General features: G+C 70.4%; 19 protein-coding genes and 1 pseudogene. 11 read left to right on the top strand and 9 right to left on the bottom strand.

The genetic code is table 11. The features are described from left to right. Positions 1-159: 159 nt before the first annotated feature. Together ACYVF6_RS30520 and ACYVF6_RS30515 are read right to left on the bottom strand one after the other, a co-directional pair. Positions 160-927, bottom strand: a complete 768-nt coding sequence (locus ACYVF6_RS30520; RefSeq protein ID WP_460526078.1) for an alpha/beta fold hydrolase — start codon at positions 925-927, stop codon at positions 160-162. A gap of 91 nt (positions 928-1,018) precedes the next feature. Then, entirely contained in the window at positions 1,019-2,344 is a 1,326-nt protein-coding gene (locus ACYVF6_RS30515) for a transcriptional regulator domain-containing protein (protein ID WP_460526077.1), read from the bottom strand. 39 nt (positions 2,345-2,383) lie between these two features. On the opposite strand from ACYVF6_RS30515, the gene ACYVF6_RS30510 reads away from it, so the two are divergent. Both ACYVF6_RS30510 and ACYVF6_RS30505 read left to right on the top strand, forming a co-directional pair. Then, a complete protein-coding gene (locus tag ACYVF6_RS30510) occupies positions 2,384-2,983 on the top strand; it encodes a GNAT family N-acetyltransferase (protein WP_460526076.1) in 600 nt (199 codons plus the stop codon). Then, complete coding sequence (locus tag ACYVF6_RS30505; protein ID WP_460526075.1) at positions 2,980-3,504, top strand: GNAT family N-acetyltransferase; 525 nt, start codon at positions 2,980-2,982, stop codon at positions 3,502-3,504. The genes ACYVF6_RS30510 and ACYVF6_RS30505 overlap by 4 nt, the downstream gene beginning before the upstream one ends. Positions 3,505-4,225: 721 nt before the next feature. Here ACYVF6_RS30505 and ACYVF6_RS30500 read toward each other — a convergent pair. Together ACYVF6_RS30500 and ACYVF6_RS30495 are read right to left on the bottom strand one after the other, a co-directional pair. Beyond that, positions 4,226-4,864, bottom strand: a complete 639-nt coding sequence (locus tag ACYVF6_RS30500; protein ID WP_460526074.1) for a transcriptional regulator — start codon at positions 4,862-4,864, stop codon at positions 4,226-4,228. A 26-nt stretch (positions 4,865-4,890) separates the two neighbouring features. Next, positions 4,891-5,760 (bottom strand): hypothetical protein, encoded by an 870-nt coding sequence (locus ACYVF6_RS30495; protein ID WP_460526073.1) that lies wholly within the window; start codon positions 5,758-5,760, stop codon positions 4,891-4,893. A 113-nt stretch (positions 5,761-5,873) separates the two neighbouring features. Between ACYVF6_RS30495 and ACYVF6_RS30490 the strand changes: the two genes are divergently transcribed. Beyond that, entirely contained in the window at positions 5,874-7,625 is a 1,752-nt protein-coding gene (locus ACYVF6_RS30490) for a GAF domain-containing sensor histidine kinase (RefSeq protein ID WP_460526072.1), read from the top strand. Positions 7,626-8,189: 564 nt separating this feature from the next. Here the strand turns inward: ACYVF6_RS30490 and ACYVF6_RS30485 are convergent. After that, positions 8,190-9,221, bottom strand: coding sequence for an aspartate-semialdehyde dehydrogenase (locus tag ACYVF6_RS30485; protein WP_460526071.1), 1,032 nt, complete (start codon positions 9,219-9,221; stop codon positions 8,190-8,192). Positions 9,222-9,328: 107 nt separating this feature from the next. On the opposite strand from ACYVF6_RS30485, the gene ACYVF6_RS30480 reads away from it, so the two are divergent. The 3 genes from ACYVF6_RS30480 to ACYVF6_RS30470 are packed head-to-tail and all read left to right on the top strand — an operon-like array spanning position 9,329 to position 12,889. After that, the gene (locus tag ACYVF6_RS30480) at positions 9,329-9,523 is read left to right on the top strand and encodes a hypothetical protein (protein ID WP_460526070.1); all 195 of its coding nucleotides are present in this window, start codon (positions 9,329-9,331) and stop codon (positions 9,521-9,523) included. Further along, positions 9,520-10,320 carry a class I SAM-dependent methyltransferase gene (locus ACYVF6_RS30475; RefSeq protein WP_460526069.1) on the top strand — a complete coding sequence of 267 codons (801 nt, stop codon included), beginning with the start codon at positions 9,520-9,522 and terminating at the stop codon, positions 10,318-10,320. The genes ACYVF6_RS30480 and ACYVF6_RS30475 overlap by 4 nt, the downstream gene beginning before the upstream one ends. Positions 10,321-10,324: 4 nt before the next feature. Beyond that, entirely contained in the window at positions 10,325-12,889 is a 2,565-nt protein-coding gene (locus tag ACYVF6_RS30470) for a molybdopterin-dependent oxidoreductase (RefSeq protein ID WP_460526068.1), read from the top strand. 319 nt (positions 12,890-13,208) lie between these two features. Here ACYVF6_RS30470 and ACYVF6_RS30465 read toward each other — a convergent pair whose 3' ends face one another. The 4 genes from ACYVF6_RS30465 to thiI are packed head-to-tail and all read right to left on the bottom strand — an operon-like array spanning position 13,209 to position 16,800. After that, positions 13,209-13,802 (bottom strand): cysteine hydrolase family protein, encoded by a 594-nt coding sequence (locus tag ACYVF6_RS30465; protein ID WP_460526067.1) that lies wholly within the window; start codon positions 13,800-13,802, stop codon positions 13,209-13,211. 18 nt (positions 13,803-13,820) lie between these two features. Beyond that, positions 13,821-15,122 (bottom strand): nicotinate phosphoribosyltransferase, encoded by a 1,302-nt coding sequence (locus ACYVF6_RS30460; protein ID WP_460526066.1) that lies wholly within the window; start codon positions 15,120-15,122, stop codon positions 13,821-13,823. An 11-nt stretch (positions 15,123-15,133) separates the two neighbouring features. Beyond that, positions 15,134-15,616 carry a hypothetical protein gene (locus ACYVF6_RS30455; RefSeq protein ID WP_460526065.1) on the bottom strand — a complete coding sequence of 161 codons (483 nt, stop codon included), beginning with the start codon at positions 15,614-15,616 and terminating at the stop codon, positions 15,134-15,136. Further along, positions 15,613-16,800 carry a tRNA sulfurtransferase gene (thiI, locus tag ACYVF6_RS30450; RefSeq protein WP_460526064.1) on the bottom strand — a complete coding sequence of 396 codons (1,188 nt, stop codon included), beginning with the start codon at positions 16,798-16,800 and terminating at the stop codon, positions 15,613-15,615. The genes ACYVF6_RS30455 and thiI overlap by 4 nt, the downstream gene beginning before the upstream one ends. A gap of 108 nt (positions 16,801-16,908) precedes the next feature. Here thiI and ACYVF6_RS30445 point away from each other — a divergent pair, with 108 nt between their 5' ends. The 5 genes and pseudogenes from ACYVF6_RS30445 to ACYVF6_RS30425 all read left to right on the top strand — a co-directional run bounded on the left by ACYVF6_RS30445 (position 16,909) and on the right by ACYVF6_RS30425 (position 19,626). Beyond that, entirely contained in the window at positions 16,909-17,103 is a 195-nt protein-coding gene (locus ACYVF6_RS30445) for a DUF3046 domain-containing protein (protein ID WP_460526063.1), read from the top strand. A gap of 9 nt (positions 17,104-17,112) precedes the next feature. Then, positions 17,113-17,316, top strand: a pseudogene (locus ACYVF6_RS30440) (SDR family NAD(P)-dependent oxidoreductase); the annotation flags it as partial. A 40-nt stretch (positions 17,317-17,356) separates the two neighbouring features. Beyond that, positions 17,357-17,659 (top strand): AMP-binding enzyme, encoded by a 303-nt coding sequence (locus tag ACYVF6_RS30435; protein ID WP_460526062.1) that lies wholly within the window; start codon positions 17,357-17,359, stop codon positions 17,657-17,659. A 259-nt stretch (positions 17,660-17,918) separates the two neighbouring features. Then, positions 17,919-18,974, top strand: a complete 1,056-nt coding sequence (gene recA / locus ACYVF6_RS30430; RefSeq protein ID WP_460526061.1) for a recombinase RecA — start codon at positions 17,919-17,921, stop codon at positions 18,972-18,974. Between the two features lie 151 nt (positions 18,975-19,125). Continuing rightward, positions 19,126-19,626 carry a regulatory protein RecX gene (locus tag ACYVF6_RS30425; RefSeq protein WP_460526060.1) on the top strand — a complete coding sequence of 167 codons (501 nt, stop codon included), beginning with the start codon at positions 19,126-19,128 and terminating at the stop codon, positions 19,624-19,626. Positions 19,627-19,979 lie beyond the last annotated feature (353 nt).

Below are 19,979 nucleotides of genomic sequence, written 5' to 3'. Positions count from 1 at the left end.
CGGCCGCTCACCGACCCGCGTGCGTGCCGTGCTGTGAGCGAGCGCGCTTCGCCCCTCCGCCCTGGGAATTAATTAATACGGGTCACCCATATTAATTAACTCGGGCCCTGCCGGCGGCTGGCAGCGGCCGGAATTAGTTTTACGGGTGACCCGTATTAATTAATTCGATGCGCGGCGGATCGGCGCGACGGTAGGCACCGGCTCGTTGGTCAGGAAGTCCAGCAGGAGCGCGTTGACCAGTGCGGGCTTCTCCTGCGTGGCGAAGTGCGATGTGCCGGGCACGATCGCCAGCTCGGCGTTCGGCAGCGCCTCGAACATCTCCCCCATGTGGTTCAGCGTCACCAGGTCGTCGTCGGCGAACATCACCAGCGTGCGGTGGGTGATCGCGGACAGGTCGCCGGCCTGCAGGTTCGGCTCCTTGGCGGCCATCTCGCCGATCTTGGTGGCGACCACCTTGAAGTGGTCGATGCCGTCGGGGGAGACCTCGGCGTACGACGGGCCGAGGAACTCGAAGATCGCGTCGACGTCCCACTCCGCGTCGGGTGCGGCCTCGCCGGACTTGTTGAAGCCGCCGCTCAGCAGCGCCAGCCGCTTCACCAGATCCGGCCGCTGGATGGCGACCAGGGTCGCGACCATCGAGCCGTCACTGTGCCCCACGAGGTCGACCGGCTCGCCGACGACGTTCTCGAGGAACGCGATCGTCTCGTCGGCCATCAGCTGGTACGTGATCGGACCCTCGACGTCAGGTGTGTGGCCGTGGCCACGGCGTTCCGGCGTGTAGACGTGGAACTTCTCGGCCAGCGGCTCGAGGTTCGGCGCGAACCAGCGCGAGTCCACCAGCCCTCCGTGCAGCAGCACGAGCGGATCGCCCGAGCCGTGCTCGTCGTACCAGGTCTTCACGTCGCCGAGCTGGACGTACGTCCCCATTGTGGTGCTCCCCTTTGGCGTCACTGGTTGATGTTCCGGACGGTAGACCAGGCGGCCCGCCAGAACTCATCGCGAGCGTCCGGAGATTGCTCTATGCGACGGGCCGCCGGGGCGTGGGGTGGGCCGCCTGGGCGACGGCGTCGGCGAGCCGTTCGATCTCGTCAGGGCCCTCGAGGGTGCTGACCGTGATCCGTACGCCGGGCGGGCTGGAGAGGCGGAACATCCGGCCGGGCGCGACCACCCAGCCTGCCTCGAGCAGGTGGGCACAGGCCGCGGTCTCGTCGGCGACGGGTACCCACACGTTCAGGCCGCTGCGTCCCGTGGCCGGCACGTTTCGGGCCGCCAGAGCTCGTAGGAGTGTCTCGCGGCGCGTGTCGTAGTGCCGGCTCGCCTTGTGGATCAGCGCGTCGACCGCGGGATCGGTCCACAGTCGTACGACCAGCGCCTGCAGGATGCTCGACACCCAGCGGGCGCCCAGCCACAGCCGGCCCTCGACCCGGGCGAGCGTCTCGTCGTCGGCCGTGAACGTGGCGCAGCGCAGGTCGGGGCCGTACGGCTTGGAGACCGAACGGACGAACGCCCAGGCGTCTGTCGCGCCGGCCAGGGAGTGCAGCGGCTGGTCGGACAGTTCGGCGGCGTGGTCGTCCTCGATGACCAGGACGTCCTGGTCGTGCAGGACCCGGCGCAGCTCGGCGGCGCGGCCCTTGGTGACGCTGGCGCCCGTGGGGTTGTGGGCGCGGCTGGTGACGACGAGCGCCTTCGCACCGCGGTTGATCGCGCGCCGGACGTCCTCGGGACGCGGGCCGGCGTCGTCGAGGGTGACGGGCTCGGTGCGGAGGTTCATGCCGGCGAGCAGGTCGAGCAGGCTGGACCAGCCGGGATCCTCGACGGCTACCACGTCGCCGGGGGCGAGCCGGGCGGCCAGTGCGCGTTCGATGCCGTCGAGTGCGCCGCTGGTGGCGGTGACGCGAGTGGCGGGTACGCCGTCCTGGCGGAGCCTGTCGAGGGCGATCTTCGTGAACTCCGGCAGCAGACCGGCCGCGCTGTAGGCGACGGGCTCGGGCGCGAGGCGGCGCAGCCTTGGGCCGAGCGCGGGGAGCAGCTTGACGTTGGGTTCTCCACCGGAGACGTCGCGAGCACCGGGTGGGACGGGGAGGCGGTGCAGGTAGCGGGGCACGACGGCGGGCTTGGCGAGCACCCGCGTACCCCGCCGGCCGTCGGTCGCGATCACGCCGCGCTGCCTGAGCGCCTTGTACGCGGCGGCGACCGTGCCGGGGCTGACGCCCAGGCGGTCGGCGAGCGTGCGTACGGGCGGGAGCTGTGCGTCTGGCGTGAGGTCGCCGGAACGGACGCCGGACTCCACGCTGGACGCGATCTGGTTGGACGACTCGCCGGTGATCGCATATTGTGTCACCACAATATAGAGACTGTACTAGTACAAAAGTGGGTGATGCAAGTGTCCGCTGACTGGCATCAGGCGGTGGTGCTGACCGGGACGCACGTACGGCTGGAGCCGCTGTCGCTCTCGCATGCCGGCGGTCTGCTGCAGGCCGCGGACGCCGACGAGGTGTTCGCGCACCTGAAGGACGAGCGGCCCGGCTCTTTGGCGGAGGCGGAGGAGCTGGTGCGCAAGATGCTGGCCATGTGCTCGTCCGGCGAACGCGTGACCTGGGCGCAGGTGGACGCTTCGGGCGTGGTGGCCGGCACGACGTCGTACCTCGGTCTCGATCCTTCGCTGCGCACGCTGGAGATCGGCGCCACGTGGATCGGGCAGGCGTGGTGGCGGACAGGCGTCAACACCGAGGCGAAGCTGTTGCTGCTGCGGCACGCGTTCGACACGCTCGGGGCCGTGCGGGTGACCTGGCAGACCGACATCCGCAACGAACGCTCGCAGGCGGCGATCGCGCGGCTGGGGGCGCAACGGGAGGGTGTGCTGCGCAAGAACCGGTTGCGCAAGGGTGGGGAGTACCGCGACAGCGTCCTGTTCTCCATGACCGACGACGACTGGCCTGCCGCCCGCGCCCGCCTCCTCGATCGACTCGCGGTGCCCGCTTGACGGCGGCGCCAGAGGTCGACGTTGCGATCCGCCCCGCCACCCTCACCGACGCGGCGGCGGTGACCGGGTTGCTGCACCAGTTGGGGTATCCGGCCAACACGGTGCCGGAAGTGCGTGAGCGCTTGGCCGTGTGGGCCGCATCCCCTTCCGACGCGTCCGTCCTGGTCGCGGTGGCTGGGGCAGACGGGTGCGGACGCGAGCGCGAGCGTGTGGTGGGCGTCGTCGCAGTGGCCGCCGTGCCGTACCTGGAAAAGCCCGGCCGCTGGGCCCGCATCGTCGCCCTGGTAGTGGCGGACGACGCCCGCAGCCAAGGCGTCGGCCGGCGCCTGGTGTCGGCGGCAGAAACCGCCGCCCGCGACCTCGGCTGCGTAGCGACGGAGCTCACCAGCGCCCGCCGCCGAGTACGCGCCCACGCCTTCTACCGCGCCAACGGCTACCAAGACTGGACTGGGGACGTGGCGCGCCTCTTCCACAAACACCTTCAACCCGACCCAGCCCCCGGCCCAGTCGGTCTGGATTAGGCGGCTCCGCCCAAGCACCCGTCGCTCGACCCCGCTGCCGGTCCTGCCGCCCGTGCTGGCGGCGGTGCGCACTGGCGGTGTGTGCAGAGGCCGTGCAGGTGCCTGCTGCGGGTGCGCGCTGGCGGCGCGTGCGGGCCGTGCTGGTGGCGGTTCCCTCCTACCGGTGCCTGCTGCGGGTGCGCGCTGGCCGTGCTGCTGACGGTGCGCGGTGGTGATACGCGGTGCCGGCGCTGGTCGTGGCCCTGGTCGTGGCCCTGGTGGCGGTGCTGCTGGCCGGATGCTCCCGACGCGCACTGTGCGTCCCTGCGGGCCGTGTGTGCTGGCGGTGCGCATGTCTGCTGGCGGTGTCTGCTGCCCGGGTGTTCGCAGCGCGTGTCCGCCGCCGCGCACGTTGAACGGCCGCGGTGTTTGGGCGCGTTGGCCCCGAGGCCGCGGACCGGCCGAGCCGGCGGGCCCGGCCGGTCAGCCCGCCGCATCGTTCGAGCCGCCGCTTGTGCCTCATGCTTAGGCCTGCCGACCGCTGGCTGCCGCAGCCGCCCGAGCGCGACGCTCGCCAAGTTGGTACTGAGTTCCATTTGGCACTCGGTTCCGATTGGTACCGAGTTCCGATTGGTACCGAGTTCCGATTGGTACCGAGTTCCGATTGGAACCGAGTCCCGGTTGGTACTCGGCTCCATTTGGTACTGAGTACCAACCGGCTTTCGGCCGCGTGGCGCGGTCGCTAGCCCTTACGGAGCAGCTTGGTCGCGAGTACGGCTGCCTGGGTGCGGCGTTCCATGCCCAGCTTCGCCAGCAGGCTGGAGACGTAGGTCTTCACAGTCTTCTCCGCGAGATACATCCGTGCCGCGATCTGCCGGTTGGTCAACCCCTCCGCGATATAGCCGAGGATCTCGCGTTCGCGCTCGTTGAGCCGGCGCAGTTCGTCAGGTTCCGGTTGACCGTGCCGGATCCGGTCCAGGACCCGAGCCGTCACCGATGGGTCGAGCAGGGACTGCCCCGCCGCGACCCGGCGTACGGTGTCGACGAGGTCGGTGCCGCGCACGTCCTTGAGCAGGTAGCCGGACGCGCCGGCCAGGATCGCGCTGAAGAGGGCCTCGTCATCGTCGTACGAGGTCAGGATCAGGCCGCGGATGTCGGGGTCCTTCGCGCGCACATCGCGGCAGACGTCGATGCCGCTGCCGTCGGGCAGGCGCGCGTCCAGGACGGCGACGTCCGGGCGTAGCGCGAGGATACGCGGCACGGCGTCGCCGGCCGTTCCGGCTTGGCCGACCACCTCGAAGCCTGCCGACTCGAAGACATCTGTCAAGCCGCGCAGGACGAGTTCGTGATCATCAAGCAGGAACACACGCACGGCGGTCATACCGCCTTTTTACCAACTTGCCCGGCTCACAACACTGTAATCGGGTGAAGTTGGACACCGACCTGCACCAAGCCGTCCGGACCGTGCGGTACGGCGATCCGTCCCAGCGCCGCTCTGTTGTACGCACCGTGATCGGAGGGTACGCCGCTGTGTGCCCCCAGCCCTCGGCATACCGCCTCCAGGCGGATCGCCTGCAGCGCCTGCCCGGTGGCCAGCCAGGCCCCCGGATCGTCCCGTCGGCTGACGATGACCAGCGAACGAAGGGCGCCGGTTCCGGACGGTATCCGCCAGCCCGAGCCAGCGCCGCCGGAGCCGCCACCGCCGTCGGCGTCATCAGCGCCGTTCCCCGCCAGCGCGGCGTCGATCGCGGTCGCGGCCGCGCCGTGCGGCTCCACGATCTCCAGGTCGGCAGCGGCCGCCCGTACCCCCGCATCGATCACGTGACCGAGGTCGTCGTCGTCCACCTCGGCGTCCCCCGCCTCCGCCGCCGGCTGGGGAGCGGCGCCTTCGGGCAGCCGAGCCAAACCGGCGAACAGGCGCTCCTCGTCGGGTACGGCCGGGCGCTGGCGTCCAGCGCTGACGCGGGCGAGCAGGCCGACTGGGCCGCCATGGTCGAGGTCGACCTGCGGTTCGTACCCCAGATGCCCGATCACCAGCCGTAGGTTGACGACCGCGGCGGCGGCGCTGATCACGGCGAGTCGCCAGGCCCGCTCGGCGCCCGGCCCGTCAACCGTGCTCGGCGCGAGCACGATGTCGATCTGGCCTCCGCGATACCGAAACCGCCAGCCCGGGCTCTCGCCCAGGACGGGCGCGCGGGCTACCAGCGTGCTCAGCTTGGCGAGCTCCGCGGAGTTGACGCCGGAGGTCCCCGGCATACCGGCAAACAGTTCGGTCACGACACCTTTCCCCTCGTACTGCCTCCATGTAACCGCGCCAGCCGAGCGGTGGGACCGGGACCTTCGGTCCGGCGAATGGGACGAAGGGCGCCATCCCGATTACTATCAGGTACATGGCCGGCACGGAATCGCAGCCTGAACGCCGGACTCCGACGGAGTCTGATCCGCTGGCGAGCGCACGTTTGGACGAGCTCCTGCTCCATCTGCAGACTCGGTTCACCGATGTGATCGCGACCCAGGAGCGCCTGCGGTCCCTGGTCGATGCCGTGATGGTGGTGGGGAGCGACCTCGACCTGCACAGCGTCCTCGGCCGGATCACGGAGTCGGCCTGCCGGCTGGTCGGCGCCCGCTACGGCGCGCTCGCGATCGTCGGCTCCGACGGGCGGATCACCGAGTTCATCACGCGCGGGATGAGTGACGCCGAGCGGGCGCTGATCGGCCCGTTGCCCGAGGGCAAGGGCGTGCTCGGGCTGCTCATCCAGGAGCCGCGACCGATGCGCCTGTCCGACCTGGGCGAGCACCCCACCTCGTACGGCTTCCCGCCGCATCATCCGCCGATGACGACGCTGCTGGGCGTTCCGATCCACCTGCGTGACGAGTTCTTCGGCAACCTCTACCTCACGGAGAAGCAAGGTGGTGCCGAGTTCACCGCCGAGGACGAGGAGGCCGTGGTCGCCCTGGCTACGGCGGCGGGGGTCGCCATCGAGAACGCCAGGCTGTACGAGAACGAACGCCGGCGGCAGCGGTGGCTGCAGGCGGCCGCCGAGATCACCGAGCTGACTCTCGGGGAGATCGACCGGACGGCGGCGATGCGGCTGGTGGCCCGGCGGGTCCGTGAAGTGGCCGGGGCCGACAGCGTGGGCATCATCCTGGCCGACAGCGACGACCCGAACGGCGATCCGGTGATCGAGGCGTTCGACGGGCTCGGGCTGGAGGAGGCCGCCGGGATGCGCGTGCCGGGAGCCCGGATGACCCGGCGGGTGATGGACACCGGCGAGCGGCTGCTCATCGAAGACCTCGGCAAGGACGACCGGATCGCGGCGTCGGACGACCCCGTGGCCCGCCGGTTCGCGGCGATCGGGCAGTGCATGGTGCTGCCGCTGCGCAGCTCGATCGGCGTACTCGGCGTCCTCGTCGTGGGCTGGCGGCGCGACACCGCGGTCAGCCGCAAGCTCGACGTCGAGGCTCAACTGCTGGAGGGCTTCGCCGCCCAGACGGCGCTGGTGCTGGGGCGCGTGCGCGCGCAGGAGGACCGGGAACGCCTGCTGCTACTCGAGGACCGCGACCGGATCGCCCGCGACCTGCACGACGTGGTGATCCAGCGGCTGTTCGCCACGGGGATGCGGCTGCAGATGGCCGTACCGCTTGCCGCACGCCCGGAGGTCCGGGACCGGCTGAACGAGGCGATCGACGCGCTCGACGCGACCAACCGCGACATCAGGTCGGCGATCTTCGGTCTGAACCGGGCGCAGCGCGCCGAGTCCATACGCGACCGGATCGATGACGAGCTTCGCGCCGCCGAGGACGCGCTCGGGTTCCGCCCACGCCTCGTCGTCCGCGGCGCGATCGAGCACGGGCTACCCGCGGACCTGCAGGACGACCTCCAGGCCGTACTACGCGAGGCGCTGTCGAACGTGGCCCGGCACGCGGGCGCGACAACCGTCGAGATCGGAATCCTGCTGACCGACGAGCTCGTCCTCACCGTGGCCGATGACGGCATCGGGATAGGGGAGCCGGAACGTCACAGCGGCCTGGCCAACCTCGAAGACCGCGCCCGCCGCCGCGACGGCCACTGCGCAGTCACGGCGGCCCCGACCGGCGGAACGTTGCTCGTGTGGCGGGTCCCGGTAGCCGGCTCCGGCTGACTCCGGCTCCCGGTCCGCTGCCTCGAGCCGCTTGAGGCTGCCACAGCCGCCTTGCCGGTGAGCGCCTGCGGGTCGCTCGCGGCTGAACCGCCGTCTGCACCACGCCAGCGCCCGGCTGCTTCACTTCTTCTGGCCGCGTCCGTGCGGCCAGCGTCCGGCAGTTGATGGCGGTTGGCCGCCCAGTCCGGTCCGCCGCATCGGACTCGGTTCCGCGTGCCGATAGGCGCCCCCGCTTTCGTCGGCCGGGGCACCTTGTGGTCCAAGGCCACCCGCGGCACGCAGCAGGCCGCAAGCTGCGCGGCGCCGCGTTCTGTGGCTCGGCCGTCCTTCTGCCCGGCCCGATGATCGTCCTGCCCGGTCCGATGATCGTCGTCGACGCGATCGCGGACCGCTCGCGCATGGCCCGATCCGCTCGTCCAGGGCCGGCGAGCTGCGGCCGACTCGCAGTGCGGTGAGGGTGCGGGCAGCCGGATAGTGCTGTCGCTGTGCGCGGGCGGCGGCTGCGCGGCTGGGCCGTGTTCTCAGCGCCGGCATCGACGCCTAATGTCCCAGGTCAGGGGTGGTTCAGGAAGGCGAGCCCGAGCCGGCGAGGAGCTCGGCGATCTGGACGGCGTTCAGCGCCGCCCCCTTGCGCAGGTTGTCGCCGCTGAGGAAGAGTGCGAGCCCGTTCGGCACGGTCGGGTCGCGGCGGAGGCGGCCGACCTCCGTCTTGTCGCCGCCTGTGACGCTGAGTGGCGTCGGTACGTCGGCCAGGACGACGCCTTCCGCGGAGCGCAGCAGGTCGTACGCCCGCTCCACGCTGATCGCCCGGTCGAACGCCGCGTTGATCGACAGCGAGTGCCCCGTGAACACCGGCACGCGCACGCAGGTGCCCGACACCAGCAGCTCCGGCAGCTCGAGGATCTTGCGGCTCTCGTTCCGGAGCTTCTGCTCCTCGTCGGTCTCGCCGCCGCCGTCGTCGACCACGCTGCCGGCCATCGGCAGGACGTTGTACGCGATCGGCGCGACGTACTTCGACGGCTCCGGAAACTCCACCGCCGCGCCGTCGTGCGTGAGCGCCGCAGCCCCTTCGGCGACCTTCCGTACCTGGTCGTCCAGCTCGGAAACCCCTGCCAGACCGGAGCCCGAAACCGCCTGATACGTCGCCACGACCATCGAACGCAGGCCCGCCTCGGCGTCGAGCACCTTCAGAACGGGCATCGCGACCATCGTCGTGCAGTTGGGGTTGGCGACGATTCCCTTCGGAATCGACGCGAGCGCGTGCGGGTTGACCTCCGACACCACGAGCGGCACCTGCGGGTCCATCCGCCACGCCGAGGAGTTGTCGATCACGATCGCGCCCGCCGCGGCGACCGTGGGCGCCAGCGCCCGCGACGTCGACCCGCCCGCCGAGAACAGCGCGACGTCCAGCCCGCGGTAGTCGGCCGTGGCCGCGTCCTCGACCGTGATCGACGTGCCGCCCCACTCCAGCTTGCTGCCGGCCGACCGAGCAGAGGCGAACAGCCGCAGCTCGTCGACCGGGAAGCTCCGCTCGGCGAGGATTCGACGCATGACCGTGCCGACCTGCCCGGTGGCACCTACGATTCCGACGCGCATGGGCACCAGGTTACGAGACAACGGCAAGCGATTTGACCAAGCTTTGACGGAGAATAGAACCGGCGTCGTACGTTGCATAGGTACGAGCTCGCAGCGAAAGGGATGAGATGGCGAAACGCGGATGGTACATCGCCGGCGGCGTAGGTGCGTTCCTGCTCCTCGGCATCATTTTCAACTGGGCGGTCCCGCTGCTTATCCTCGCCGCCGTCATCGGCATTCCCGTGGCGGCCTACTTCATGCTCGACCCGTCCCAGCGCCGGCGGCTGAAGCGGATTCGGGAGCGTAGGCAGCTCGGCCGTTGAGCCGGTTCCTCTCGGACTATCCCGCGGATCTCGCCGACTGGGAACGTGACGAACGGCTGGTGAGCCGTGGGTTCACGCACCCATGGCGGTCGGACGTCGCGGCGGCCAACGGTGAGGCGTTCTTCGACGCGCTCGTACGTGACTCCCTGCGCCCGGGCGCCGTCGTACTCGACGTCGGCTGCGGTCACGGTGCGTACGCGATGTCGCTCGCCGCCGCATGCCCGGACGGACGCGTGATCGGCGTCGACCGGGACGCCCGCGTACTCGACCTGGCCCGCGAGCTGGCCGCCGAACGCGAAGTGTCGAACGTCGAGTTCCTGGTCGGCGAGCCGTCGGCGGAGCTCGAGATCGCCGACCGTTCGGTAGATCTGTTCGTCTGCCGGCGCGGCCCGGTGATCGGAAAGTGGTTGCCGCTTGCCCAGCGGGTGGCCAAACCCGGCGCGTACGCGATCGGCATGCACCCCACCGGAGCCGCCGGCGCTGTACCCGGCTGGCAGGACGAGCTACCCGAGCAGCTGCGGCGAATCGAGCGCGTCTTCGGTTACGAGGAGGTACGCGAGTGGGTCACCGGCGGCCTCGCCGGAAGCCGCGCCACGCTGCAGAGTTGCTGGTGGTTCGACGTACCCGAGACGTTCGACGATCCCGGGCAGCTGGCGTCCAAGCTCGGATTAGTTTTTACGGGTGACCCAAACGAATTAATTCAAGGCGAGCTCACCGCGCTCCTCGACCGCCACGCGGGGAAGGTGGAGCTGCGGCACACCCGGCTTGTCTGGCGAGTTGATCTCGGTATCGAATAGGGCCATGGTCCGCCTGCACGTGAACGGCGAGGACGCCGAGCTCACCACCGTCGATCCGGAAACACCCCTCGTCTACGCGCTGCGCAACGATCTGGGCCTGCGCGGCGTCCGTCCCGGATGCGCGATCGGTGAGTGCGGCGCGTGCGTCGTCCTGGCCGACGGCCGGCCGATCCGCAGCTGCCAGACACCGCTTTCCGCCGTCGCCGAAGCTCGCATCACCACTCCCGAAGGGCTCGGCACGTCGGAACACCCGCATCCCGTGCAGCAGGCGTTCCTCGGCGAGCAGGCCGCCCAGTGCGGTTACTGCATCAACGGCATGATCATGACCACCGCGAGCCTCGTCGGCTCCGACGCCGCTGCCGCTCCAGGCGAGGACGACATCCAGCGCGCGCTCGCCGAGCACATCTGCCGCTGCGGCACGCAGCACCGGGTACTCCGCGCGATCCGCCGGCTCTGCGGCAAGGACGAGCCGCCGTGTACGACTGTCGTACAGGCGCCGCCGCTGGGAGAGCAGCAGGCCGAGGCGACCAGCGCCAACGACTCGATCCCGCGCGCGATCGAGTCGTTCCCGAACGTCGAGCAGTGGCTGCGACCCACCCACGACGGGCGGATCGAGGTACTGAGCGGACGCGTCGAGCTCGGCCAGGGCATCCGTACCGCTCTCGCGCAGGTCGTCGCGACCGAGCTCGGCCTGCCGGTGGAGCAGGTGGTCGTGCGCTCCGCCGCCACCGACGAGACACCGGACGAGGGCTACACCGCCGGCTCGATGTCGATGGAGCTGGGCGGCGCCGCACTGGCCCGCGCCGCCGCCGCGTACCGCCGGCTGCTCGAGGCGGGCGAGACCTACCCGTCCGGCCCGATCCTTCCGAGCGACCGGCCGAGCTGGGCCGGCCCGCCCGCGGCTGTGCCGCGATCCGACCTCGCCGACAAGCTGACCGGCTCGGGTGCGTACCTCCACGACCTCTCGTTGCCCGGCATGCTGCACGCCCGCACGCTGCTGCCACCTACGTACGACGCGCGTCCGGCTTCGCTCGACCTCGAGGCGGGCCGCGCGCTGCCGGGAGTCGTCGACATCGTCCACGAGGACGGGCTGGTGCTCGTACTCGCCGAGCGCGAGGAGCAGGCGGTCCGAGCGGTCGCGAGCCTGCGGCGCTCCGCGACCTGGAACGACCCGGGCCTGCCACCGACCGTCACCAGAACCGGGCTGCGCGATCTGGAGAGCGTGCCGCAGCCGGTGGCGTCGGAGGGGGATGTCGACACCGCGTTGGCCCAGGGGCGGCAGCTGTCCGCGGCGTACTCCAAGCCGTACGAGGCGCACGCCTCGATGGCGCCGTCGGCGGCGGTCGCGCAGTACGGCCCGGACGGCATCACGGTATGGACGCACAACCAGGGCGTGTTCCCGTTGCGCCGCGAGCTCGCTGCGCTGTTGGGCGAGCCGGAGAAGAAGCTGATCGTGCGGCACATCGACGGGCCCGGTTGCTACGGGCACAACGGCGCCGACGACGCGGCCGGGTTCGCGGTGCTGGCGGCGCGCGCTGCCGGCGGACGGCCGGTGCGGTTCCAGTTCTCGTTGCAGGACGAGTTCGGCTGGGAGCCGTACGGTGCGCCGATGCTCGCCGACATGTCAGCTGCTCTGTCGTCCGATGGCCGGATCACCGGCTGGCGGCACGTCGTACGTACCGGGCCGCACGGGTCGCGTCCGAACGGCTCCGGCGACCGGCTGATCGTGTCGTGGCTTCGCGGTGCGGTGGAGCGGACGTGGCCGGCGGGCGGCGGGGAGGGTGGTGTGCGCAGCGCGAACCCGATCTACGACCTGCCGGCGCGCGAGGTCCGGGGCGAGTACGTCCGCGGCGCGTTGCGTACGTCGTCGCTGCGGTCGCTCGGCGCGTACCTGAACCAGTTCGCGATCGAGTCGTTCATGGACGAGCTCGCGGAGGCGGCGGGCGCCGATCCGGTGGAGTTCCGGCGTGCTCACCTGCGCGACGAGCGAGCGCTGGCCGTACTCGATGCCGTTGTGCGCGCTGCGAACTGGCGCCCGCGGGTCGGACCGGGCGGGGCGGGTGGGGCGAGTGGCGTGGGGCAGGGCGTGGCGGTCGCGCGGTACAAGGGGGCGAAGGCGTACGTGGCGCAGGTCGCCGAGGTCGAGGTCGACACCGAGACGGGCGTGATCGCCGTCCGTCGCGTCGTCACCGCCTGCGACGCCGGTGGGGTGGTCAACCCGGACGGCCTGGCCAACCAGCTGGAGGGCGGAACGCTGCAGGGCCTGAGCCGGGCGCTGCACGAGGAGGTACGCGCGTCGGCGAGCGGTATCGAGACCGTCGACTGGACCAGCTACCCCGTGCTGCGGTTCGCGGAAGTACCGCGCCTGGAAACGATCGTGCTGGACCGGCCGGGCTTCCCGCCGCTGGGAGCAGGCGAGGTGACCACACCGGCGATCCCGGCCGCTCTCGCCAACGCCGTCGACGACGCGATCGGCGTGCGGTTCCGGGATCTGCCGCTGACGCCGGAACGCCTCCGCGCCAGGCTGGAAGCACTGACGGAGGACGAGCTCTCCCGCGTACGCCTCTGATCAGCGAACGCCGGACAGAGCGAGCCGATCTGCGTTGGTACTGGGTTCCGTTTGGTACTGGGTTCCAGGTGGTACTCGGTCCCGTTTGGTACTCGGTCCCGTTTGGTACTCGGTCCCGTTTGGTACTCGGTCCCGACTGGTACTCAGTTCCAAGTGGTACTCGGTTCCAAGTGGTACTCGGTACCAGCCGGGATCCGGTGTCGGCTGAGCGCGGATGAGCTTCAGTGCAGGACGGTTGCCCGGAGCAGATGCGTCCGCGATGGCCGACTCTGGCTGCGCGGGCGTTGAGCGAGGCGTCGCCGGCGCGCGCTTGGCGCGGTCAGCGGACCGTCGGCACTCCGTTGAGTTCGCAGCCTGCCTCGCGCATGTCGGCGAGGGCTCGCTCGGTCGTCTCCACCGAGACGCCGGCCGTGAGGTCGAGCAGTACACGAGTCTGGAATCCCGCCTGCGCAGCGTCAACCGCAGTCGCGCGGACGCAGTGGTCGGTCGCGATGCCCACCACGTCGATCTGTTCCACGCCGTGTTCGCGCAGCCAGTCCGTCAGCGGCTTGCCCTCGATCGACTTGCCGTCGAAGCCGGAGTAGCCGTGGTCGTACTCGCCCTTGGAGAACACCGCGTGAAACGGCTGCGGGTCGAGGTTGGGGTGGAAGCCGGCCCCATCCGTTCCCGCCACGCAGTGCCGCGGCCACGACTTCACGTAGTCGGGCGAGTCGGAGAAGTGGGGTCCGGGGTCGATGTGGTGGTCCCTGGTCGCGACGATGAAGTCGTAGTCGCGGTCGCGTTCCTCGGCCTCCTGCCACGCGTGCAGCACGTTGCCGATCTTGAACGCGGTCTCCGCACCACCCCTGACCGCGAGGCTCCCGCCTTCACAGAAGTCGTTCTGTACGTCCACCACGATCAATGCCCGTGTCATGTATCCAGCCTAGGCGCCTCACTGCCCGTAAGCGGTGACCAAGGCCGGTTCACCGCGGGAAAGCTTCAGGGCCGTCTGTGGCAGCTCCGCCCGCGAACGTTCGTGCCGCGAACGCGCTGCCGTGAGCGGCTCGGCGCCCACGATCTCGCCCGAACGCACCAGCGGTACGAGCAGCGCCCGCCCCTCCGAGTCGGAGGCAGGCGGCTCGGTCGAGATCACCTCCGCCTCCGCCACGCCGCGCTCGTCGTAGCGTCGGACGGCCCACTTGCGTCCCTTGTGTGTCGGCTTGCCAGTCGACCGCTTCGCCACCCCGACCAGCGGCGCGTCCAGACCATCAGACTCCGAACGTGCCACCAGCTTGTAGACCAGCTCAGCCGTCGGCGCCCCGCTCCCCGTCACCAGCGACGTGCCGACGCCGTACGAGTCGACCGGTGTCGCCCCGAGTCCGGCGATCGAGTACTCGTCCAGATCGCCGCTCACCACGATCTTGGTGCCGAACGCGCCGTAGGAGTCGAGCTGCGACCGCACCTCGTGCGCCAGCACGGTCAGGTCGCCGGAGTCGATCCGGATCGCGCCGAGGTCGCGGCCGGCGACCTCGATCGCGAGGCGTACCGCCTCGCGGACGTCGTACGTGTCGACCAGCAGCGTCGTCGACGCGCCCAGCGCCTTCACCTGCGCCACGAACGCGTCGCTCTCGCTGTCGTGCAGAAGCGTGAACGCGTGCGCGCTGGTCCCGCGCGTCGGGATGTCGTAGCGCCGCCCGGCCTCGAGGTTGGACGTCGAGTCGAAGCCGGCGAGGTAGGCCGCCCGCGCGCTGGCCAGCGCCGACATCTCGTGCGTACGCCGCGAGCCCATCTCGATGATCGGACGATTGCCCGCCGCGACGGTCATCCGGGACGCGGCGGAAGCGATCGCCGTGTCGTGGTTGAGGATCGACAGCGCGAGGGTCTCCAGCAGCACAGCCTCGGCGAACGTCGACTCCACGACGAGGATCGGCGAGCCGGGGAAGTAGCACTCGCCCTCGCCGTAGCCCCAGATGTCGCCCCGGAAGCGGTAGTCGGCGAGCCACCCGGCCGTTCGCTCGTCGACGATGCCGCGCTCGGTGAGGAACGCCAGCTCGTCGTCGCCGAAGCGGAACGCGGACAGCGCCTCCAGCAGCCGGCCCGTGCCCGCGACCACGCCGTACCGCCGTCCGTCCGGCAGCCGGCGCGCGAACACCTCGAACACCGAACGCCGGTCGGCGACGCCGCTGCTCAGCGCGGAGCGCAGCATGGTCAGTTCGTACTGGTCGGTGAGCAGCGCCGTGGACTGTGTGCTCATGTCCAACGAGCCTATGCCGAGGCCGGCCCCGACCCGTGCCACCACTCGCCGAACCGCTCGACGGCGACGATCGCGCGGTCGAGCTGGTCGGACAGGTACGCGGAGAACGTCGGCCAGCCCGCTGCCGGGAACGGCTGCTGCTCGCCGTACTCCACGACGGGCGGGTCGTCCTCGCGCCAGGTCGTCAGCCAGGACGCGTGGTAGCCCTGATGCAGCGCGATCGTGACCGCGTCCGGGGGCAGCAGTTCGGCGACGTGGTTCTCCTCCAGCAGCTCCCGCGTCCAGGCCGGGATCTCGAGGAGTACGGGGTAGAAGGCGTCGGTTCCGACCAGCAGCGCGTGCCCGGACCGCCCGGCCGTACGCAGGAAGCGTTCGTACGCCGCCGGCAGCCGCTCGACGCCCTGAGCAGCCCGAACCTGCTCGACCTCGGCGCCGGTGAGCCCGATCAGCCGGTCGCCGTACTGTGCCCGCAGCCGCTCGACCGGATCGCTCACGCTGCCGCGGGCGGCTTGTGGTGCCCGAACTCGTGCAGCTGCGCCGACTTGACCAGCTCCTCCACGATCGGGTCGAGGTCGAGCCGGCGTTCGATCTTCTCCAGCGCGCTGGTCTGCGCTCTGGTCTCGGCCAGCGGCGACGCGAACAGCGTGCAGCAGTCTTCGTCGGGCAGGGTGGAGATCTCGGCGGTGCCGATCCGTTCGGCCTCAGCGATGATCTCGGTCTTGTCCCAGCCGAGCAGCGGACGCAGCAACGGCAGCTCGGCCGCCGCCTCGACCGCGACGAGGTTGGACAGCGTCTGGCTGGAGACCTGGCCGAGCGAGTCGCCGGTGACCAGCGCCTGCGCGCCGATCTCCTCGGCGAGGCGCGACGCCACCTTGACCATCAGACGACGCTGCGAGAGGACCTGCAGCCGGCCGGCGCCGGCCGTGGCCAGCGAGCGCTGGGCGTTGCCGAACGAGACGACCCACAGCCGCGAGCCGCCGCCGCGGTAGGCGTCGAGCTTGGAGACCAGGGCGTAGGCCTTGTAGACCGACTGCGGGCCGGTGAACGGCATGCCGGAGAAGTGGATGTAGTCGGCGGCCAGCCCGCGGCGCATGATGCGGTAGCCGGCGACGGGGGAGTCGAAGCCGCCGGACAGGAGCGCGAGCGCGCGGCCGTTCACGCCGACCGGGAGGCCGCCCTGACCAGGCAGTTTCTCGGTGTAGAGCAGCGTCTCGTGGCGGTCGACCTCGATGCCCAGCTCGATGTCGGGCTTCGACAGGTTGACGCTCAGGCCGAGCTCGGTGCGGATCTTGTCGCCGACTGAGACGGCGAGGTCGTGGGAGCTGCCGGGGTAGCCCTTCCAGCGTCGCCGCGGCCGGATGCCGAACGTGGTGCCGGGGCGCTCGGCGTACGGACGGAGCAGGTCGAGCGCGGCCCGCTCGATGCGCCCGGGCTCCGAGACGACCATGACGGCGGGATGGACGACGGCGATGCCGAGAACGCTGCGGGCACGTTCGATCAGGACGTCGAGGGGCGCGCCGCTGCGTACGACGAGGAAGCCGTGCCGCCGGCGGATGTGCACGTCCGGGAGGTCGGCCACGGTCGACTCGAGGTTGCGCAGGAGGACCTGCTCGAACCGCCAGCGGTTCTTGCCCTTGAGTGCCAGCTCGCCGTACTTGAGCACGACACACGAGCGCATGCCTATCCGGTCCTTTCGTCCATGTGTTTTGGGGAGGAAGAGCAACGACCATGGTCGCACCTGGCGATGCGATCGCGCCAGTTCCCGGCGGCCGAGGATACTTGCCGGGTGCGGTTGACGGACTTCTGGCAGCGAATGGAACACAACCTCGGCCCGGCCTACGCCCGGACGTGGGCGCGCGATCATGTCCTCGCGGCGCTGAACGATCGTACGGTCGTGCAGGCGCTGGAAGCCGGTCACGACGCCAAGGAAGTGTGGCGGGCGGTCTGGAGCGAGCTCGAGCTGCCCTTCACAGAGCGCTGAGCCGCCGCGGTGGGAACGGCCGGCAAGCTCCTGCGGATCGCGCTCGGCTGCGCCGGCTGGGGGCCGCGCGCGCATCGGCTGCGCGCGGCAGTGGCCGGCCGGAAAGTGCTGGTCACGGGCGCTTCGGAAGGCATCGGAGAGGCGACGGCGTACCGGCTGGCCGCGGCTGGGGCGCACGTGGTGCTGGTCGCGCGTACAGCCGAACGACTGTCGGTGGTGCGTGACAGGATCGTCGCTATGGGTGGCGTCACGGATGCACACCCTGCCGACCTCGATCTGTTTCCGCAGGTGGTGGAGGGACTGCCTGGCCGGGCACCCCGCGGTGACCGAGGTAGCGGTGTTCGGCGTACCCGGCGCGGAGTTCGGGCAGCGGCTGGCGGCCTACGTCGTGCTGGGAGCCGGCAGCGCGGTCACAGCGGAGGAGCTGCTGGCGTACGTGCGCGGGCGAGCGGCGAGGTACGAGGTGCCGCGCGAGGTGATCTTCGTCGGCGAGCTGCCTCGGACAGTGACCGGAAAGGTCTTGCGGAGCGCGCTTCCGGGTCTGATGTCTGACTGACGGCGGTGTTCTCCGGCGTACGGCGTGTCGGGTTTGGTTCGAACGGGTGTTCGTACTACGGTTGCCCCGTTGACCCGGGATGCAGCCGCTTCCAGCGACCCGGTTTTGTCCACAGGTCGGCGAAAAAAGGGGTTCTCCACATCCCCGAGGCGCCTCCTCGCCTATGTCGGTGGTTGCGTCTAGCGTCTGTGATGTGACGACTCCGCAGAAGAAAACCCGAGGCCCGAAGAAGGCCCCCAATCCCACCGGGACGGCTCCAATGGCAGCTCCAAGTAGCGATCGTGAGAAGGCGCTCGACACTGCGCTTGCCCAGATCGAACGCGCCCATGGCAAGGGTGCGGTGATGCGCCTCGGGGAGCAGACCCGTGCGCCCATGGAGGTCATCCCGACCGGCGCGATCTCGCTCGACATCGCACTCGGCATCGGTGGGTTGCCACGCGGCCGGGTTGTCGAGGTCTATGGCCCGGAGGGCAGCGGTAAGACCACGGTTGCCCTGCACGCGGTGGCCAACGCCCAGCGTGGCGGCGGCACGGCGGCCTTCGTCGACGCGGAGCACGCGCTCGACCCGGAATACGCCAAGAAGCTCGGAGTCGACACCGACTCGTTGCTGGTCTCGCAGCCCGACAACGGTGAGCAGGCGCTGGAGATCGTCGACATGCTGGTCCGTTCCGGCGCGATCGACGTCATCGTGATCGACTCGGTGGCCGCACTGGTGCCACGCGCCGAGATCGAGGGCGAGATGGGCGACAGCCACGTCGGTCTGCAGGCCCGGTTGATGAGCCAGGCGCTGCGCAAGCTGACCGGTGCGATCAGCAACTCCAAGACCACCGCGATCTTCATCAACCAGCTGCGTGAGAAGGTCGGCGTCATGTTCGGTTCGCCGGAGACCACGACTGGTGGCCGTGCGTTGAAGTTCTACTCCTCGGTCCGGCTGGACGTGCGCCGGATCGAAACGCTGAAGGACGGGCAGGACGCGGTTGGCAACCGGGTCCGGATCAAGGTCGTGAAGAACAAGATGGCGCCGCCGTTCCGCCAGGCGGAGTTCGACATCCTGTTCGGCGAGGGCATCTCTCGCGAGGGCAACCTGATCGACCTCGCGGTGGAGAACGGCATCGCCCGCAAGGCGGGTGCTTGGTACACCTACGAAGGCGACCAGCTGGGGCAGGGCAAGGAGAACGCCCGCAAGCATCTCAAGGACAACCCCGACCTGGCCGACGAGATCGAGAAGAAGATCAAGGAGAAGCTCGGTATCGGGCCGCAGCTCAACGTTCCCGCCGAGGAAGCCGCAGCAACCGAGCCGCCGGTCGACTTCTAGGACGTAATCGATGGCGGGTCGTCGCAACAGACGTAGCGGGGGACGGAAGAGCTCTGATCACGTTTCTGGCAGGGCGAACGCTCGGGATCCAGCGGACCCGGCCGATGAGGCCGGTCCGGACGCGGATCCCGAGCAGGTCGCGCGCTCGATCGTGCTGAAGCAGCTCGCGCTGCAGCCGCGTACCAAGATGGAGCTGGCTCGCACGTTGAGCCGCAGGGGAGTGCCCGACGAAGTGGCCGGCCACGTGTTGGGCCGCTTCTCCGAGGTCGGGCTGATCGACGACGCGGCGTTCGCCGCGGCCTGGGTCGAGTCCCGGCACGCGGGCCGCGGCCTGGCACGCCGCGCTCTCGCCCACGAGCTCCGCCGCCGCGGCGTCGACGACCGCGATGTCGACGCCGCCGTCGAACAACTCTCGCCCGACACCGAACGCGAGACCGCCCGTGCCCTGGTGGCCCGCAAGCTCGCCTCGACGCGCAAGCTCGAGCCGCAGGTCCGGCTTCGCCGGCTGGCGGGAATGCTGGCGCGCAAGGGCTACCCCAGCACCGTCGCCCTCACTGTCGTCCGCGAAGCTCTCGCCGCCGAAGGCACCGACGCCCAGCTCGACGGCTACCTCGACGCCTTCGACACCGAAGACCCAGACGACCTGCCCTAGCCGCCGCCTCTGCCGCGCACAGCATCGAACGCGGCGACGGCCCACGAGTGTGACGCAGGCCGGCCCGCCATGCCACCGGCTCCGCGCCGGCCTGGCGGTGGCGACCTGGCGGTGGCGACCTGGCGGTGGCGACCTGGCAGTGGCGAGCGGCGGCCTGGCAGTGGCGACGCGGCGGCCTGCCGCTGCTCTGAAATCTCGCCTGGCGTCGATGGCACGCTGCTCGTGCAAGCCAGCCTGTCTCGACGTCTGATGCCGACGGCGGGCCGGGTCGGCGGACCTTTCGTCGTCGGCGTGCCGGGACCACGAGCTGCCCCGCGCCCGGGCGGCTCGCGTGCCTGCACAGCGGAGCGGCT

It is taken from the genome of Flindersiella endophytica, assembly GCF_054779015.1.
This window is presented reverse-complemented; position numbering and strand designations above follow the sequence as displayed.

Bases quoted from the DNA above. Each gene is read 5' to 3' on its own strand.
- ACYVF6_RS30490 (WP_460526072.1), top strand. From the start codon at position 5,874: ATGGCCGGCACGGAATCGCAGCCTGAACGCCGGACTCCGACGGAGTCT.
- ACYVF6_RS30460 (WP_460526066.1), bottom strand. From the start codon at position 15,122: ATGAGCACACAGTCCACGGCGCTGCTCACCGACCAGTACGAACTGACC.
- ACYVF6_RS30500 (WP_460526074.1), bottom strand. From the start codon at position 4,864: ATGACCGCCGTGCGTGTGTTCCTGCTTGATGATCACGAACTCGTCCTG.
- ACYVF6_RS30465 (WP_460526067.1), bottom strand. From the start codon at position 13,802: ATGACACGGGCATTGATCGTGGTGGACGTACAGAACGACTTCTGTGAA.
- recA (WP_460526061.1), top strand. From the start codon at position 17,919: ATGGCAGCTCCAAGTAGCGATCGTGAGAAGGCGCTCGACACTGCGCTT.
- ACYVF6_RS30520 (WP_460526078.1), bottom strand. From the start codon at position 927: ATGGGGACGTACGTCCAGCTCGGCGACGTGAAGACCTGGTACGACGAG.
- ACYVF6_RS30435 (WP_460526062.1), top strand. From the start codon at position 17,357: ATGCACACCCTGCCGACCTCGATCTGTTTCCGCAGGTGGTGGAGGGAC.
- ACYVF6_RS30485 (WP_460526071.1), bottom strand. From the start codon at position 9,221: ATGCGCGTCGGAATCGTAGGTGCCACCGGGCAGGTCGGCACGGTCATG.
- thiI (WP_460526064.1), bottom strand. From the start codon at position 16,800: ATGCGCTCGTGTGTCGTGCTCAAGTACGGCGAGCTGGCACTCAAGGGC.
- ACYVF6_RS30470 (WP_460526068.1), top strand. From the start codon at position 10,325: ATGGTCCGCCTGCACGTGAACGGCGAGGACGCCGAGCTCACCACCGTC.
- ACYVF6_RS30480 (WP_460526070.1), top strand. From the start codon at position 9,329: ATGGCGAAACGCGGATGGTACATCGCCGGCGGCGTAGGTGCGTTCCTG.